The organism is Streptomyces sp. NPDC048507 (genome assembly GCF_043199995.1).
Lineage (GTDB): Bacteria > Actinomycetota > Actinomycetes > Streptomycetales > Streptomycetaceae > Streptomyces.
On record NZ_JBICWZ010000032.1, the window covers coordinates 17,464 to 34,863 of the forward strand.

Annotated in this window: 9 protein-coding genes; 3 read left to right on the top strand and 6 right to left on the bottom strand. The window is 76.6% G+C overall.

What is annotated here, in order from left to right:
- The 5 genes from ACGFXC_RS36845 to ACGFXC_RS36865 all read right to left on the bottom strand — a co-directional run bounded on the left by ACGFXC_RS36845 (position 1) and on the right by ACGFXC_RS36865 (position 9,110).
- The gene (locus ACGFXC_RS36845; protein ID WP_393719303.1) at positions 1-4,008 is read right to left on the bottom strand and encodes an SAV_2336 N-terminal domain-related protein; all 4,008 of its coding nucleotides are present in this window, start codon (positions 4,006-4,008) and stop codon (positions 1-3) included.
- The gene (locus ACGFXC_RS36850; RefSeq protein ID WP_393719304.1) at positions 4,005-5,096 is read right to left on the bottom strand and encodes an AAA family ATPase; all 1,092 of its coding nucleotides are present in this window, start codon (positions 5,094-5,096) and stop codon (positions 4,005-4,007) included. The genes ACGFXC_RS36845 and ACGFXC_RS36850 overlap by 4 nt, the downstream gene beginning before the upstream one ends.
- Before the next feature lie 69 nt (positions 5,097-5,165).
- Positions 5,166-7,346 carry a hypothetical protein gene (locus tag ACGFXC_RS36855; RefSeq protein ID WP_393719305.1) on the bottom strand — a complete coding sequence of 727 codons (2,181 nt, stop codon included), beginning with the start codon at positions 7,344-7,346 and terminating at the stop codon, positions 5,166-5,168.
- A complete protein-coding gene (locus ACGFXC_RS36860) occupies positions 7,343-8,665 on the bottom strand; it encodes a hypothetical protein (RefSeq protein ID WP_393719306.1) in 1,323 nt (440 codons plus the stop codon). Before ACGFXC_RS36860 ends, ACGFXC_RS36855 begins: the two co-directional genes overlap by 4 nt.
- Before the next feature lie 106 nt (positions 8,666-8,771).
- Positions 8,772-9,110 (bottom strand): nuclear transport factor 2 family protein, encoded by a 339-nt coding sequence (locus ACGFXC_RS36865; protein ID WP_393719307.1) that lies wholly within the window; start codon positions 9,108-9,110, stop codon positions 8,772-8,774.
- Positions 9,111-9,308: 198 nt separating this feature from the next.
- On the opposite strand from ACGFXC_RS36865, the gene ACGFXC_RS36870 reads away from it, so the two are divergent.
- Complete coding sequence (locus ACGFXC_RS36870; RefSeq protein ID WP_393719308.1) at positions 9,309-13,109, top strand: BTAD domain-containing putative transcriptional regulator; 3,801 nt, start codon at positions 9,309-9,311, stop codon at positions 13,107-13,109.
- A gap of 34 nt (positions 13,110-13,143) precedes the next feature.
- On the opposite strand, the gene ACGFXC_RS36875 is transcribed toward ACGFXC_RS36870, so the two are convergent.
- Positions 13,144-13,329 (bottom strand): hypothetical protein, encoded by a 186-nt coding sequence (locus ACGFXC_RS36875; protein ID WP_393719309.1) that lies wholly within the window; start codon positions 13,327-13,329, stop codon positions 13,144-13,146.
- Positions 13,330-13,617: 288 nt separating this feature from the next.
- Here ACGFXC_RS36875 and ACGFXC_RS36880 point away from each other — a divergent pair, with 288 nt between their 5' ends.
- A complete protein-coding gene (locus ACGFXC_RS36880; RefSeq protein WP_393719310.1) occupies positions 13,618-14,973 on the top strand; it encodes a helix-turn-helix domain-containing protein in 1,356 nt (451 codons plus the stop codon).
- A gap of 166 nt (positions 14,974-15,139) precedes the next feature.
- On the top strand, positions 15,140-17,400 hold a 2,261-nt coding region (locus ACGFXC_RS36885; protein WP_393719311.1), incomplete at its 3' end, for an AMP-binding protein.

Consider the following 17,400-nt stretch of genomic DNA (forward strand, 5'->3'; position numbering starts at 1 on the left):
TCAGTCGTAGGGCTCCTCGGGGCGCGGGGCGCTGATCCGCCAGACCCCCTGCGACTGGGTCGCGGACCACGCGGGGGGCAGGCCGGGGGGCCGGACCAGGGTGGTGCCGATGAATTCGACCTCCGAGTCGAAGGTGGCGTCGCCGAGGTCGAGGAACTCCCCGAAGACACCGGCTTCGACCCTCACCGCACCGTGGAAGGCGGCGCCCTCCAGGGAGGTGCCCGCCGCGAAGAGGGCGTCCTCGAAGTACGCCCACCCCTCGAACACCGCGCCGTTGAAGGCCGCGGCCCCGCCCTCGACCCGCGAGAGCCGCCAGTGGAACCCCCCGTGGAAGACGCCGTGGCCGAAGGAGATCCCCGCGCGGAAGCCGCACTCGCGGAAGGTGGCCGGCGCCTCGAACACCGTGTGGTCGAAGAGCACCGGATCGTAGAAGTCACAGCTGGAGAAGTCGACTTCGCTGGCGAAGACGACGTGCTCGAAGGTGGTCCGCCCCTCGAACACCGCGCTCGCGAAGACCACGGGACCCCGGCACACCGTGTGCGCGAAGACCGGCTCGCGCAACCGGGTGCCGACGGCGGACAGCTCGCCCTCCCACACCGTGTGCGCGAAGGACACCGGACGGGAGAAGACCGCCGCCCCGAGCTCCGCGTGCCCCCTGAACAGCATGCCGGTGAAGTCCGCCTCTTCCCGCGCGTGCGATGCGGCCAGCTGGACGGGCCCTTCGGCGACGGCGTGCCGGAAGGAGACCGTGCCCTGCCAGCGGGCCGACGTGAACTCCGCCTCCCGCCGGAAGACGGCGTGCCCGAAGTCGGCCGTCCGCGCGAAGCGGCAGTCGGAGAAGCCCGCCCGGTGCTCGAAGACGGCGCGCCGGAAGGAGGCACCGCCTCGGAAGTCGGCCTGTCCGAAGCGGACTTCGGCGGTGAACACGGCCCGGGCGAAGTCCGCGTCCCCCTCGAACTCGGCTCCCTGCGCCTCCCACGCGTCCCGGAAGACCGCCCCCGTGAAGGCGGCCCGCCCCAGCCGCACCCGGCCCGTCCCCGGGTCGCGCAGCGCCGACAGCAGCCGCTCCAGCAGGCCGTCCTCGAAGGTGGTGCCGCGGAGGTCGACCGGGGAGCCGGGGCCCAGGGTGTCCAGGTGGGCGGTGAGGGCGGCGGGCGGGAGGTGGGCCAGGCAAAGGGAGTGCCCCGGGATCCGGACGCCCGCGCAGCCGGACGGCCGCTGCGGTGAGGCGGAACGGCCGCAGCGGTGCCAGTCGTCGCTCTCTCCCCTGGCTTCCTCGGCCCGCGTCACCAGGTCCGCCAGCTCCACGGGCCCGCCCCGGTGGAGCCAGCCCGCGCCGCCGTCATCGAGCGGTTCGGCGTCGCCGAGGGCGTACGGGCCCAGCAGTTCGGCGAGCCGCTCGTGCAGGTGGGGGGCGAGGACGAGGACGATCCGCTCGGGGGGCCGGGTCTCCCGCAGCCGGGTGCGGACCAGGGCGTGTGCGAGCGGGTCCGCGGAGCGGCGTCCCGGCAAAGGGTGGACCTCGTGGAGGTCCAGGGCCACGGCGAGCGGCGGCCCCGCGCCCGCGGCGCCGTCCGCGTCGGCGCGGGCGAGGACCCGGGGCAGCTCGGTCAGCAGCCGGCCGGCCCGGGCGAGGGCGGCCGGGGCGTCGAGGACGACGGTGACGGTCTCCTCCGGCTCCGGGCCGGCGGAGACCTCCCCCGTCACCCCGGCGTCCCCCATCGCGGTGGTGAGGAGCTCGGTCAGCGCCCGGCGGGGGTGGCTCGCGTGCGGGGTGACGGCCTCGTCCGCCCGGACGGTCAGCGCCACCCGCGGGTCCGGCTCGCGCGCGCCGGAGAGCGGCCGTACGGCGGCGTCCAGCGCTCCCCGGAAGCCCTCGTCCGCCAGCAGGGCCGCCCCCGACAGGAACACCATGCGCTCCGGCCAGACCCCGTGCACGACGCCGGCCAGCAGCCCGTACCGGGATACGGGCCCGCCCCGGTAGTGGGTCCAGTCCTCCGGTTCGGCGGACAGGCGCAGGAGTTCGCCGTTGCGGGCGCCTTCGTCGGCGACGACCCGGGCCGTCAGCGCGACGGGCTCGCCCTGGTCGGTGACGCCGTCCACGACGACCCGGCCCTCGGCCTCGGCCCACTCCAGCGGGGGCAGGCCGACGGGGTCCCCGAGGTCCTCGTCGCTCTCCAGCAGGAACACCCGGGGGGTGGCGTCGTCCCACCACAGGGGCCGGCAGGCGATCTCCCGGCCGCCGGAGCGCACCCAGGCCACGGTGTCGCGGGGCCGCGCGACGTGCCCGGCGGTGAGCACCAGCCGGGGGCCGAGCAGGGTCGCGGCCTCACCGGGTTCGGCGGACGGCTCGAAGCGGACCCGTACGACGCGGTGCGCGAGCCCCGCGGTCCGCGGCGCGTCGGCGCCGGGGCGGGGGCCGGCATCGGGACGCTGCGGCGGGACGTCGGCCGGGGCGGGGCGCTGCGCGAAGGGCCGGGCGCGGGCGGGGACGTGGCGCCGGCCGCCGGTCCCGTCGGTGACGCGCGTCGCCGAGAAGTCGGGGCCGGTGCCGCGGTGGCGGGCGAGGTACTCCCAGACCCGGCGGCGCACGAGTTCGCGCACTGCGGCGACGTCCCCGCGCAGCTGGGACCCGAGCAGGACGTCCCGTACGCCCGGCAGGAAGTCGAACTCCGTGTCGTCCGGCTCCTGTTCGCCGTCCCAGGGGGCGAACAGGCCGCCCAGGGCCACCTCCGCGAGGTGACCGTGCCCGGAGCCGGGCAGCAGGGAACGCCGTACGAGGGTCATGACGGGCAGCGTCAGCGGTACGGCGGCCAGGTGCGCGGCGAGTTGCTGGGCGGTCGGGGACGCGGCGGCCCGGAAGCGTTCCACCGCCTCCAGGGCGCCGAGGTCCCCGGGCGGCTGCGCGGCGGGCGCCGCCGGCGCGGCGTCCAGGCGCAGGCAGGCCAGGCGGCGCCAGCGCCCGTCCCCGGAGACCACGCGCACCAGGCGGGCGAGGCTCCCGGAGGCGATGCCGACGACGGGGACGACCGGGCCGCCGCCCCGGGCCCGCCGGGCGGCCGGGACCCGCTGCCAGGAGCGGGTGGCGGCGGCGGGCCGGTCGCTGCGGACGGCGAAGGGCACGGGCCGCACGGCGCCGCGCGTCCAGAGCCGTTCGGGCAGCACGTTGAGGACCGCCACCGCGTTGTGGCCGCTCCAGTGGCGCAGGACGCCGCGCAGCGGGGCCTGCTGCCAGCCGTCCGCGACGGTGTCCGAGACCACGAGGATCAGCCGCCGCCCGGCCGGGTCGGCCAGTTCGAGGGGGTTGCGGGGCGGGCCGCCCCGGCCCCGGGCGAGCATGGGGGTGCGGCCGGGGCCGGTCCCGGTGAGCCGCCAGGTCCGGACGTCGCGGAAGACCCCGCTGCGGGTGAGGATCCCGCGCAGTTCGGCCACGAGGTCGGACCACAGCAGCATCGAGTGGTGGGTGTCGACGACGAGGGCCAGGTCCAGCCAGCGGCTCTCGGCGGGGCGCAGCACGGGCGTGGGAACCATGTGCTCGATGCTGCGTTCGACGGTGAGCTGTTCGTCCAGCTCCGCGCCGGGGCCGCCGATGGAGCGCCGTCCGACGGGCCGCAGGGAGCGCATCAGGGCGAGCGGGTCGTCCAGGGAGGCGGTGCGCGGCAGCCGCAGGGGCACGCCGCGCCGTCCGCCCGCGTCGGCGGCCGACCCGGGGGCGGCGGCGGTGACCGTGGCGGCGGTCGCGGGCGCCGGGAAGAGCCGGACGGCGGCGGGCGGCGCCCCGGCGGGGCGGAGCGCGGCGGGGCCGTCGGCGGACGGCGGCCGGGGTGGGCCGGACCGCCGCGCTCCGGGCGCGGCGGCGGGGCCGTCCGGCGTCCGGGGTGACGGGGCGGCGTCCACCCGGGCGGCCAGCCACAGGATGTCGGCGAGCTCCTCGGCGCCGACGTCGGTGCGCGGCCCGGCACCCTCCCCGGCGCCTTCGGCGAAGGCGGCGAGGAGCCTCTCGATCACTCGGTGGGTCCGGTCAGGTGCTGCATCACGGTGGCCAGGAAGCGGTCGCGGTCGCCGGGCGCCGACCAGGCTCCGGCCAGCCGCAGTTGAATGGCGTTGAGGAGCTGGTCGGTGGCCAGGTCCCCGTCCTCGGCGCGCTCCAGGAAGCTGCGGACGAGGTCCTGGTAGGGGGCCGACTCCTCGGCGGTGATGTCGATGCCGAGACGGCCGCGGACGATCCGGGCGAGCTTGTCGGGGCCGGGCGCTTCGAGGTGGAGGCGGACGCAGCGGCGCAGGAACGCGGGCGGGAAGTCGCGTTCGCCGTTGCTGGTGAGGATCACGACGGGGAAATAGCCGCACTGGACGTGGCCCTGGGTGACGGTCACGGCGGCGTCCGGGTCGTCGTCCGTGCCGATGGCGACGCGGGGTTCCTCCTTGGCCAGCCGGGCCAGTTCGGGGATGGTGAACCCGCCGTCCTCGAAGACGGTGAGGAGGTCGCCGGGCAGGTCGATGTCGCTCTTGTCGATCTCGTCGACGAGCAGGACGCGCGGGGTGCGCTGCGGGAGCAGGGCGGTGCCGAGGGGGCCCAGGCGCAGGTAGCGGGCGATGGAGGGGGCGGCCGGGGCGGCGGGGCGGATTCCGGCGGGGGCCGAGGGGGCCGAGGGGGCCGACGGGGCGCGGACCTGTTCCAGTCCGGCCTCCTGGAGGCGGCCGATGGCGTCGTAGAGGTAGAGGCCGTCGCGCAGTACGGTCCGGCTGGTGATCGGCCAGTGCAGTACGGGGCCCAGGGCCAGGTCGGCGGCGATGCTGTAGGCCAGGGTGGACTTGCCGACGCCCGGCTTGCCCGTGATCAGGAGCGGCCGGCGCAGGTGCAGGGCGGTGTTGACGACGTCCTTCTCCGGTTCGTCGGGAACGTAGCCCTCGCCGCGCCGGCGGGTGCGCTCCCAGGCCTCCCCCGCGCATCCGGGCGGCCGGTAGCCCGCGTCGGGGACGCCGGTGAAGTCCCGCCAGGGCGGCGGGGCTCCGGCTTCCAGCCGGGCGCGGCGTTCCTCGGCGCCGCCCGCGCCCTGGTACAGCCACCAGTCCTTCACCACTGCCTGTGCCTCCATCGTCGGTGTCGGGCGGCCGGGTCGCCGCCGGGGCCGCCCGTCCGGGGTCCGGAGCGGGCGGGGGGATCGTCAGGCCAGGGAGCGGTGGTCGGTCACGTCCTCCGGATCGTCCCACAGCAGCACCAACCGGTCTGCCCCCGGAGCCTGTTGGGCGGCAGCGGCTCGGCGCACCTCCCGCACCCGGCCGGGCAGGGCGAATACGGCGGGGGCGGCGGGTCCGGCCTCGGGGGCGAGCAGTTCGGTCAGCGGCGGCAGCGCCGGCGGCGCGTCGGCGGCGGACGCGGTGGGCACGGCGGGCACGGCGGCGGGCGCCGGAACGGCCCCGGGCGGGCCCGCGCGCCGCCAGACCGCGACGGGGACGCCGCCCTCCAGGACGGCCTCCAGCAGGGCGGGGGTGCGGCCCGCGGAGGTGTGCCCGAGGACGCAGGCGGGCGCGGGGCGCGCCCCCAGCCGCAGGCCGAGCCCGTCGTCGGCGTCGGCGTCCGCCACCACGCGCACCGTGTCGGGGTGCCGTCCGTCCTGGGCGCACAGCCAGTGCCAGCCGGCCCGCCAGGCCGCGCGGGTGTCCTCGCGCTCCTGCGGGCAGCGTACGGACACCTCGTACAGGCTGCCGAGCGGGCGGGTGCGGCCGCCGGGCCCGCGCGGTACGGGCCACTGGTCGAAGTCCGCCTCCAGCAGTTCGTACGGTACCTGGAAGCGGACGCGCTCCACCCGCTCGTACGGCGTCCCGGCGACGGCTTCGGCGTGCGTTCCGGGCGCCGCCTCCAGCAGCGCGAGTTCCCGTACGAGGGCGGCGCGCACGGCGTCGGGGCCGACCGGGGCGGCGCCCGACTCCCAGACCAGTTCCTCCCGTTCGCAGCGCCGCCGCCAGATGCGGGCCAGCAGGGCGCCCGTGTCGCCGTCCGGGGTCTCCAGCCGGACGTGGAGGGCGGTGCCGCGCGCGGCGGGCGCGGGCGGCGGGCGCAGGGCGGGCAGGGCGAGGCGCTCGCGGGTCTCCCGCACCCAGGCGGCGAGCCCGGCGGCCCAGTGCGGATCGCGGGGGCCTTCGCCGGGGCCGCCGCGCCGGGCCCGGTCGGCGAGGTAGTGCACGAACGGCACCGGGAGGGGCAGTCCGGACGGGCCGCCCTGGCGCTGGTCGAGGTCCCAGACCAGGTCGAGGAGGGTGTCGGCGGGGAGGGCGCCGTGCACCGGGGTGGTGCAGCCGGCGGCCTTGAACGCCCACGCGTAGGCCTCGTAGGCGCAGCGGGGCAGGCCACGGCCCTCGAAGAGGCCGCCGAGGCCGTCCCAGCCGGTCTGGTCCAGGCGGGGGGTGCGGGGCAGGGCGGGTACGGGCGGCTGGTCGTCGAGGAAGGAGTTGGCGTCCCAGTCCCGGTGGACGATGAACTGCGGGAGCTGCCAGCCCTCGCCGCGTTCGCGCAGTTCCCCGAAGGTCCGGTGGATGGTGCGGGCGGTGCGGCGCAGGCCCAGGGCGCCGTCGCGCACGGACCGGCCGCCGAGTTCGGCGAGGAGGGCGTCGGTGAAGCGGCCGGCGCCGCGTTCGGCGTCGTTCCCGGCGGCCTCCCCCTCGCGGGAGGCGTAGAGCCGGAACTGACGGCGGCCGGGGACGGTGGCGCCGCCGCCGTAGTCGGCGCTGCCGAAGTTCCACCGGGTGTCGCGGGGGGCGTCGACCCGGCAGGCGTCCACCAGCGCGGCCTGGAGCGGGAAGCGCCGGGGCGCGACCAGGTCGGTCTGCCACCAGCGCAGCGCGGAATCGAGGTTGAGGTGGCGGATCCGGCCGGAACGGGCGTCGGCGCAGGGCAGCATCAGTTCGCGGCGGTGGTCGAGGTAGCCGTGCCCCGCCCAGAAGATCCATAACAAGTCGCCGTTGCACTGAGGGAGTTCGTCCAGCAGTACCGTCTCGGCGTTCTCCTCGGTGGCGGGGCGGCAGGTGTCCCGGAGCGCGGCCAGTCCCGACCAGTCGAGCCGGCCGGGGCCGTCGAGCGGGGACAGCAGCAGGCGTACGTTCGCGGCGGGCACCTCGCCCGGGCCGGTGAGCCAGCGGGCGAAGCGCAGGGCGTCGCGGGCGGGGCCGCGCAGGTTCCAGCGGCGGCTGATCTCGTACGTTTCCACCCCCGCGACCAGGGCGAAGGTACGGGCGGGGCTCAGGCCGGCGGGCAGGATCGCGTCGGCGCGGGGGCCGGGGCGCGCTGCGGGGAGCGGGCCGGCGTGCCGGTCGGCGAGGGGGCCGGGGGGCGGAGAGGGGTGCGTCACCCGAGGCCCGCCTCGGCCACCGCCCGTTCGATGCGTTCGTAGAGGGACTTCTGTTTCCAGTAGGCGCTGTGGCTGGCCGGGAAGGGCTGGCGGCTGCTGATCTCGTGGTCGCTCACGCGCGGGTCCCCGGGGAAGACGGGACCGGCGAGGTAGGAGAGCACGTCCTGGCGGTCGTAGACGTTGAGCCAGCGCGGGAAGCCGTACGGGAGGGGGCTGCCGGGGGCGAGGGCGGTGAGGGCCCCGAGCTCGTACAGGTACGGGGCCTGCGAGCCGACGGTGACCAGCAGCGCGGCGCCGGGCACCGGTCCGCCGGAGGCCGCCGCCAGGGCGAGCAGGTCCACCAGGGCGATCCCGCCGAGGCTGTGTCCGATCAGTACGGTGGGGCCCGGCGCGTCGGCGATCCGGGCGTGCAGGAACGCCCGCAGGTCCGCGCCCCGGGCCTGGTAGCGCAGGATGTCGCCGAGGGCGGGGGCGGCGCCGACGGTCAGCGAGCCCCGCCAGGCGTTGAGCAGGGGCTGCGTGGTGACCCGCATGGCGAGCCGGCCAAGGACCGCTGCGGCGCGGCCGCCGGGGACGCGGGCGTCGCCGCCGAGGCGGGCGGTGAGCAGTTCGACGAGCCGGTCCCGCTCGGCGGCCGTGCAGTCGGCCTCGGCTCCCGAGGCGGCTTCGGCGAGGGCGGCGGCGGTGACGGCTCGCGCGAGGGCGGCGGCCAGCTCCAGGGCTTCGGCCTGCGAGGCGGCCCGCGCCGCGGCCCGGGCCGCCTCGGCGGATCCGGCGACGCCGGTCACGGCGGCGCGGAAGCCGGGGCCGAGGCCGGTGCCGCCGAGCAGGGCGGCCAGTTCCCCGTCGGCGGCGGGCGGGGCATCGACGGCGGGGGCGCCGTCGGCGGCGGCGGCGGGCGGGGCGTACGGGGCGCGGGCCAGGGGGCGCAGCAGCTCCAGGGCCCGCTCCCCGGGGGCCCGGACGCCGGGCATGGCGAAGGGGTCGCCGTCCGGGCCGCCGTAGCCGCCGGGGCCGGGGCCCCCGAGGCCCGTCTCCCAGCCGGCCTCGGCGAGTACGCGCAGCTCGCACAGCGGGTCGGCCAGCAGCAGCCCCCACTCGGCGGTCTCGGCGTCCTCCCCTTCGGCGGGACCGGGGGTGCGCAGCCCGGGGACGGACCGGCCGCCCGAGGCGAGCCGGGCGCCGAAGCGTTCGCCCCAGAAGCAGGAGTCGACGTCCGCGCCGGGGAACCGGGCCGCGAGCCGCTCGCGGACCAGCCCGAAGAGCGTGTCGTGCCGCTCCCGCCGTACGCCCGTACCGTGCACGAACAGAAATCTCACAGCCGTCCCCCCTCGTCCGCTCCCCCGCCCGGCACCCTAGCGCCGCACGGCGGACCGGGCCCGGGGAACGCACGGTTCGGCCCCGGTCCGGTGGGGCGGATCCGGCTCAGGCCCCCGGCGGGGCCGGGTAGAAGCGGCGGCAGTCGCGCAGCATGCCCTCGGGCGAGAGCGTGAACACGTCGACGAACTCGTTCTGCTGCGGGGCCAGTCGGCCCATCGCGATCACGCAGTCACCCTCGGCGACGATCCGGGTGATGTGGTGGCGGGCTCCGGTGGCCGCCGGACACTCCAGGTCGGCGCCGAGGGCGGTGCCGGTGTGCAGGAGGGAGCCGTAGCCGTCGAGGTCCCCCGTGTCGAGGTAGTGGTAGGCGAGGCGCACGTGGTCCACCCCGGAGTCGGTGACGACCCGGCTGGGCGTCAGCGGCCCGGCGTGCCGACTGGTCATGGGAGGTCCTTTCGTACCGCCGCACCCCCTCCGGGTGCCGCCCTCCCACGGTCCGCCGGGGCCGCAACTCCGGGCTATCCCCTGCCTATCGCGGTTCACCACCACGCAATCTCCACACCATGGACAACCGGAGAGGTGTTCGGGAAGACTGAGCCCGCGCTCCACCCGATCTCTGGTGTGCCTCCAGCTGGGAGAATCATGACCGTTTCGCCCGGCGGGGCTCCGCACACCCCGGACACGGTGGTGTTCCGCATCCTCGGACCGTTACAGGTGGCCGGTCCGCGCGGGCCGGTGCGGATCCCCCCGGGGCGGCAGGAGGTCATCCTCGCCGCGCTGCTGCTGGAGGCGAACCGGGTCGTCAGCACCGACTACCTGGTCGACCTGATCTGGGACGACGAACCCCCGGACACGGCGCGGACGCAGGTGCAGATCTGCGTGTCGCGGCTGCGGAAGGTCTTCACGACGGCCGCCATCGCCGCCGCCATCACCACCCGGCCGCCGGGGTACGCCCTCAAGACGGAGGGCGACCTCGTCGACGCCGCCGTCTTCGCCCGCCGGGTCGCGGACGCGCGGATCCTGCGCAAGCGCGGGGAGACGACCGAGGCGGCGGAACTGCTGCGTCTCGCCGGTGAGCTGTGGCAGGGCGACTGCCTGAGCGGGGTGTCGAGCGAGACGCTGCGCAGCAAGGCGCTCCAGCTGGACGAGGAGCGGCTGACGGCGGCCGAGACCCGCATCGAGCTGGAGCTCGACCTGGGGCGCCACCACCAGCTGGTCGGCGAGATCCAGCTGCTGGTACGGGTCCACCCGCTGCGGGAGCGGCTGCGCGGACAGCTGATGCTGGCGCTGTACCGGTCGGGCCGGCAGGCGGAGGCGCTGGAGAGCTACCGGGTCGGGCGCGAGCTGCTGGTGGAGGAACTCGGCCTGGAGCCGGGCGGCGAGCTGCGCGGGCTGGAGCGGGCCATCCTCTCGGGCGCGGTCCCGCCGCTCCCGCCCACCGCGAGACCGGGCCCGTTCGCGGCCCACCGCGTCCCGGACCGGGACGGACCCCCCGGCGGTTCCGCGACGGCCCCGCCGGGCGGCGCCGGCCGGGCGGCCACCGGTGATCCCCGGGGCCGCCGCTGGGCGGCGTCCCCGTCCGACGGTACGTCCTGGCCCGCGGGCGGCGCGGACCCGCACGGCTACGCCGGAGCCCTGCCCACCCCCTTCGGCGGCGGCTACACCGACCCGGCACCGGGCTCACCGGGGGCGCCGGGTGCGGCGTGGACGCCCGGTGGCGCTCGCCCCGGCGCGGCGGACGGCGCCGCGGGGCCCGCCTCCGTCTCCCACCCCGGCGCAGCCGCCGGGCCCGAGGGCGTCGCGTACCCGGCGCCGTCCGGCGCCCACCCCGGCCGCACCCCCGGGGCGCTGCCCGGCGCCGCCGCGTGGCCGGTGCCCGGCGCGTACCCGGGGACACCCGTCGCCGTCCCCGGGGTCTCCCCCGGCGTGCCCGCCGCGGCCGTGGCGAGCAGGACCGGGGGCCACCCGGGCGCGCCCGGCCAGGCCCCGGGCGCCACCGGCACGCTCACGGCGCCCGCCGGCCTCGCCCCCGGCGGCGACCCGGGCGAACCGGACGGGGAGCGGAGCACCGGCGCGGCCGCCTGGCCCGTGGCCGCTCCCCGCCCCGGCGCCCTCACCGCACCCGGCGGGCATCCCGACGTCCCCGCCCAGCGGGGGCACCCGGGCGCGGCCGCCGGGGCGGCGCCCGCCGGAGACGCGGACCACCCGGACGCTCCCGGCGCGACCCCGGGCACCCGGGCCGCCGCAGCCCACGGGCATCCCGGCAACGGCGGGGCCGGGGACGGCGGGGCGGGGTACCGGGAGGAGACTCCGCGGCAACTGCCCGCCGACACCTCGGACTTCGTCGGGGACGAGGCGGGGATCGTACGGATAGAGCGGGCGCTGCTCGGCGAGGGCGGCGGCCGCGCCGTCGGAGTGGCCGTGATCGTCGGCAAGCCCGGCACCGGCAAGTCCACGCTCGCCACCCACATCGCGCACCGGCTCAGCGACACCGCCTTCCCCGACGGCCAGTTGTACTGCGACCTGCGCGGGACGGGCACCCCGGCCACCTCGGGCGAGGTGCTCGGCCGGTTCCTGCGCGCCCTCGGCATCCCGGGCCCGGTGATCCCCGAATCGCAGGACGAGCGCGCCGAGATGTACCGCACGCTGCTGGCGTCCCGCCGGGTCCTGGTGGTGCTGGACGATGCCGCGTCGGAGAGCCAGGTCCGGCCCCTGCTGCCCGGCAGCAACACCTGCGCGGTGCTGGTCACCAGCCGGGTCCGGCTCACCGGCCTGCCGGGGGCGCACCGCGTCGAGCTGGACGTGATGGGCACCGAGCACGCCGTCGAGCTGCTGGTCCGGGTGATCGGCCAGGAGCGGGTGGCCCGCGAGCCGGTGGCCGTCGAAGCGCTGATCCGGACCGTGGGCGGGCTGCCGCTCGCCCTGCGGATCGTCGCGGCGCGGCTGGCGGCCCGCCCGCACTGGACGCTGGCGTCGATGGTGCACCGCCTCGCGAACGAACGGCACCGCCTCGACGAGCTGACGCACGGCGAGATGACGATGCGGGCCAGCCTCTCCCTCACCCACGACGGGCTGGCCTCGGAGGACCGCAGGCTGCTGCGCCTGCTGAGCCTGGCCCAGGGCCAGACCCTGCCGGGCTGGCTCGCGGGGGCACTGCTCGACGATCCGCGGCCCTTCGCCTCGGACCTGCTGGAACCGCTGGTCGACGTACAGATGCTGGACGTCGTCGGCGTGGAGTCCACGGGCGGGTTCCGCTACCGCTTCCACGAGATCATCCGGGTGTTCGCGCGCGAGCAGCTGGCCGCGCACCACGAGCCGGCCGACCAGCAGGCCGCGACGGCGCGGATGCTCGGCGGCTGGATGTCCCTCGCGGAGCAGGCCCACCGGCGCATCTACGGCGGGGACTTCACCGTGCTGCACGGCACCGCGCCGCGCTGGGAACCCCCGGCGAGCTGTGTGGACGAGCTGCTGGTCGATCCGCTGGAGTGGCTCGACAGCGAGCACGCGAACCTGGTCCAGGCGGTGGAGCACGCCGCGCGCGAGCAGATGGACGAGCTGTGCTGGGACCTGGCCACCACGCTGGCCACCCTGTTCGAGGGCCGCGGGTACCTGGACGACTGGGAGCGTACGCACCGTCTCGCGCTGGAGTCGGCCCGGGCGGCGGGCAACACCCGGGGCACGGCCGCCCTGCTCAGCTCCCTCGGCGTGCTCCACCTGGGTCGCAGCCAGAGCGAGGAGTCCCGCTCGGCGCTGACGACGGCCCTCGGGCTGTTCCAGGAGCTGGACGACCGGCAGGGCCTGGCGCTGTGCCACCGCGACCTGGCGCTCCTGGAGCGCATGCGGGGCAACGAGGACAACGCCCTGTCCCTCTACGACCGGGCGCTCCGCGACTTCGACCGGGCGGGCGACGTGGTGGGCCGGGCGATCGTGCTGACGCAGAGCGCGCACATCTGGATGCGGCGGGGGCAGAGTTCGGCGGCGCAGAGCCGGCTCGACGAGGCGCTCGGCATCTACCGTTCAGTGGGGTACACGGGCGGCCAGGCCCGGACCCTGCGCAGGGCGGGGCAGTTGCTCCAGGGTCAGGGGGAGCACGAGCGGGCGGTGACCACGTACACCGAGGTGCTGGAGCTGTGCCGGGACAGCGGTGACGTGATAGGCGAGGGGCACCTGCTGCGGGATCTGGGGCACGCGCACGCCGAGATGGGGCGGTGCGAGGCGGCCCGCGGCTTCTACGCGCAGGCCCTGTCGGTGCGGGAGCAGATCATGGACCAGGGCGGCGCCGCCCTGGTGCGCCTGGACCTGGCGCGGCTGCTGGCCGCGAACGGCGGTGCCGGGGAGCGTTCGCGTTCCCGGGAGCTGCTGGAGAGCGCGGTACGGGCCTTCCGGGACCGGGGGATGGAGCAGGAACTGGCCGAGGCCGTCAAGCTGCTGGGCACTCCCTGACGGGACGGGCGGGCCCGGGCCCCTGCGGGGCGGGTCAGTCCCACGGGTTGGTGTCGGTGGAGGAGCTCGGCGCGGGGGTGGTCTGCGGGGCGGCCGGGGTCCCGGCGGTGGTCCCGGCGGTGACGGGGCCGTCGGCCTGGGCGACCTGGGTGCCGAGCACCGCGGCTCCGGCGATGGCGGCGGTGACGAGGGCGGCGCGGAGGGCGGGGGCGAGGTTCATGTCGGATCCTTCCGTCGGTGCGCTCCGGCTTTCCGGGGCGCTTCCTTCTTTCTGGACCTCAACTTAGGAACGGCCGGAATCCCCGCACCGGCCCCGCCCCTATCCCGCCGCTATCACGTCCCGCTCGCACGGTCCTATATTCCGGCCGGCGGTGATAGCGGCGGGTGCGGCCGGGGGCCGATCGGCCGGAGATGCCTGCGCGATAGCGCGCTGCCGACGATGGGGAACAGGAACCGGGTCGTCACCCCTGACCCCGCCGTTCCCCCCATCGTCACCGGGAGCGCCTCTATGAACGCCCATGTGAACACGGACACGACCTCCCGGGTGGGAGCCTTGATACGGGCCCACAGGCTGCGCATCGGGCTCACGCAGCGGGAGCTGGCCGACCTCTCGACGATCAGCGTGCGGGCCATCCGCGATCTGGAGCACGGCAAGGCGAGACGCCCCCGCCCCGACACGGTGCGGCTGATGGCGGACGCGCTGCGGCTGGGCCCGCGGGCCCGGGCCGCCCTGGAGGCCGCCGCCCAGCAGGGCCGGGCGGGCGGCCAGGGCTGGGCCCTGCCCCCGGCGCCCCCGACGGCGCTGCACGCGATGCCGGGGCGGGACGCGGAGACGGCGGTGCTGGAGCGGGAGCTGGGCGCGGGCGGCGAGCGGCTGGTGAACGTGGTGGGGCTCGGCGGGGTGGGCAAGACGCGGGTGGCGCTGGAGGTCGCCGAGCGGCTGCACCGGGCGGGCGTGCCGGTGCTGTGGCACGCCTTTCCGGACGCCACGGCGGACTATCTCGCCTGCGGCGAGGCGGAGTTGACGCGGCGGGTGACCGGGACGGTGACCTGGCTGTACGGCGGTCCGGCGGCGGCGGAACGGCCCGCTGAGGACCCGGAGGCGGCCGCAGCGCTCCCGGACCTCTGCGAACTCATCGGCGAGCAAAGCGTGTTGCTCGCCCTGGACGGCGCTCCGGCGGCCGCACCCCGCTTCGACCGGCTGACCGCCCTGCTGCGCGCCTGCCCGGGGCTGCGGCTGCTGGTCACCTCGGAGCAGCCGTGGGAAACGCCCGGGGAGCGGATCTTCCTGTTGCCCCCGCTGGAGGTGCCCGCGCGGGGAGCCGCCCCCGAGGCGGTCGCGGCCGCTCCGGCCGTACGGGTCTTCCTCGGCCACGTCCGGCGCGTTCGGCCCGAGTTCACGGCCGGACCCGCCGAGCTGGAACGGGTGGCGGGGCTCTGCCGGAGCCTGGACGGACACCCGGGGGCCCTCGCGGCGGCCGCGTCCTGGCTGGTGGTCTGCGATCTGGCGACGCTGTGCCACGGCCTCGACGCCGATCCCGTCGCCCTCCTCGACCACCTCGGCGGGGGCGCGGGCGCCGAGGGCTTCCGGGCCGCCCTGCACCGGCGCACCGACCGGCTGTCGCCCGGTGCCCGGGAGCTGATGGACGCGCTGTGCGCAGGGGAACCGGAGGGCCTGGAGGCGGAGTTCGGGCTCACGGAGGTGGTGGCGCTGACGGGGCGCGGCCTGCCGGAGTCCGGCCGGATGCTGCGCGAACTGCTGATCGGCGGGATGGTCCGGGCCGCGCACGAGAGCGGCGGCGCCCGCTTCCGGGTCCTGGGCCTGGTCCGCGCCGCCGCCCGCCGCACCCCGCAGCGGGCCTGACGGCGCCCGGCCGGCCCGGCGGGAACTGCTGCCGGAGTGCCGGAGCAACTGCCGCCGCGGTCCACGGCCCGCGGGTTGTATGACGTACGGCCGGGCGGCGCGCCCCCGGCACATCCGGATCCCGGATTCCCGATCCACCCCATCACCCCTTCCGAGGAGCCTCCGCATGTCTCCCACCGCGTCCGAACGGAGCAGCGCGCACGGGCCGGCCGCTGTGCGGCTGCCCCTGTCGGCGGCGCAGCGCGACATCTGGACGGCCCACGGCCTCGACGCCACCGGCTGCCGCTACAACATCGGGGAGTACCGGGAGCTCACCGGCCCCCTCGACCCCGCCCTGCTGGCCCGCGCCTGGTACCGGCTGGCCCGCGAGGCCGACATCCTGCGGATCAGGGGCACCGGCTCCGACGAGGACGGCAGCCCCTGGCAGCTGCTGCACCCCGAGCCCGAGGGCCGGTCGCTGCGCGTCGTCGACCTGGACGGCAAACCCGATCCGGCGCGGGCGGGCCGCGCCTGGATGGCGGCGGAACTGGCCCGGCCGTTCGATCTGGAGACGGACTGGCTCACCCGGCACGTCCTGGTCCGGGCGGGCCGGACGGAGCGCGGCGAGCAGCGCTGGTTCTACTTCCACGCCTTCCACCACCTGGTGATCGACGGGCTGGGCATCGCCCTGCTCGACCAGCGGCTCGTCGAGCTGTACGAGCGGGCGGCGGCGGGCGAGCCCTGGGGGCCGAGCCCGTTCGGGAGCCTGGCGGAGCTGCTGGCCGAGGACGCCGCCTACCGCACCTCGCCGGAGGGCGCCGCGGACCGCGCCCACTGGGCCGGACACCTCACCGGACTGCCGCCGACGCCGCGCCTCGGCGAGGGCCGGACCGGCCGTACGGCGCCGGGTGCGCTGCCCTTCGTACGCCGGACGGTGGTCCTCCCGCCGGAGCGGGCGGAGCGGCTGCGGGAGGTGGCCCGGACGCGCCGGGCGCCGTGGTCGATGCTGGTGATCGCGCTGGTCGCGGCGTACGCGCACCGGGTCAGCGGGAGCGGGGAGCTGGTGCTGGGCCTGCCGGTGACGGGCCGGCGCACCGAACTGGCCCGCCGCACGCCGGGGATGATGTCGAACGTGGTACCGCTGCGGGTGGCGGTACCGGCGGCCACGACGGCGGCCGGGCTGCTGACCACGGTGGTCACCGAGACGCGCCGCGCCCTGAAGCACCAGCGCACCCGGTACGAGGACATGTGCCGCGATCTGGGTCTGGGCGAGGCGGAGCGACGGATCACCGCCCCGCTGATCAACATCATGGCGTTCACGCCGGGGATGCGCTTCTGCGGACTGCCGACCTCGCAGCACAACCTGAGCAACGGGCCGGTGGAGGACCTGGCGGTCGGCGTGTACGACCTGGGGCCCGAGGACGGTCTGCGGATCGACTTCGACGCGGCGCCCGAGGTGTGCGACGTCGACGCGGTCGCCGGGCACCAGGACCGTTTCCTGCGGTTCGTGGACGCCGTCCTGTCCTCTTCCGGTGAACGACCGCTCGCCGAGGTCGAGTTGCTCGGGGAGGCGGAGCGGCGGCAGGTGCTCCGCGAGTGGACGGGCATCCGGGCGGAGACCGGACAGGACACCCTGGTCGACCGCTTCGAGGAACAGGCCCGGCTACGCCCCGACGCCCGCGCCCTGGTCTTCGGCGGCCTCGAACTCACCTACGCCGCACTCGACACCCGCGCCAACCGCCTCGCCCACCACCTCACCACCACCACCGGCCTCGGCCGCGGCGACCTCGCCGGGATCCTCCTCGACCGCGGCACCGACTTCGCCATCGCCGTCCTCGCCGTCCTCAAAACCGGCGCCGGCTACGCCCTCCTCGACCCCGAATTCCCCGACGAACGCCTCACCCGCACCGCCCACGACGCCGCCATCACCACCCTCATCACCGACACCCACCACCACACCCGCCTGACACGAGGCAAGTGGACGACGGTACGCGTCGACACCGAAGCCGCCACCATCGCCGACCGCCCGGCCACCCCACTGGCAGTCCCCCTCACCCAGGACGACGTCGCCTGCGTCATGTTCACCTCCGGCTCCACCGGACGCCCCAAGGGCATCCTCTCCTCCCACCGCAACCTCGTCTCCACCCTCACCGCCCAGACCTACGCCACCTTCGGACCCGGCGAAACCTTCCTCCAATGCTCCCCCGTCTCCTGGGACGCCTTCAGCCTCGAATTCTGGGGCGCCCTCCTCCACGGCGGCACCACCGTCCTCCACCCCGGACAACGCCCGGAGCCCGCGGTGATCGCGGAACTGTCGCGGGAGCACGCCGTCACGATGCTGCAACTGTCGTCGAGCCTGTTCAACTACCTGACCGACGAACACCCCGAGACCTTCACCACCACCCGCATCGTCTACACCGGCGGCGAACCCGCCTCACCCACCCACGT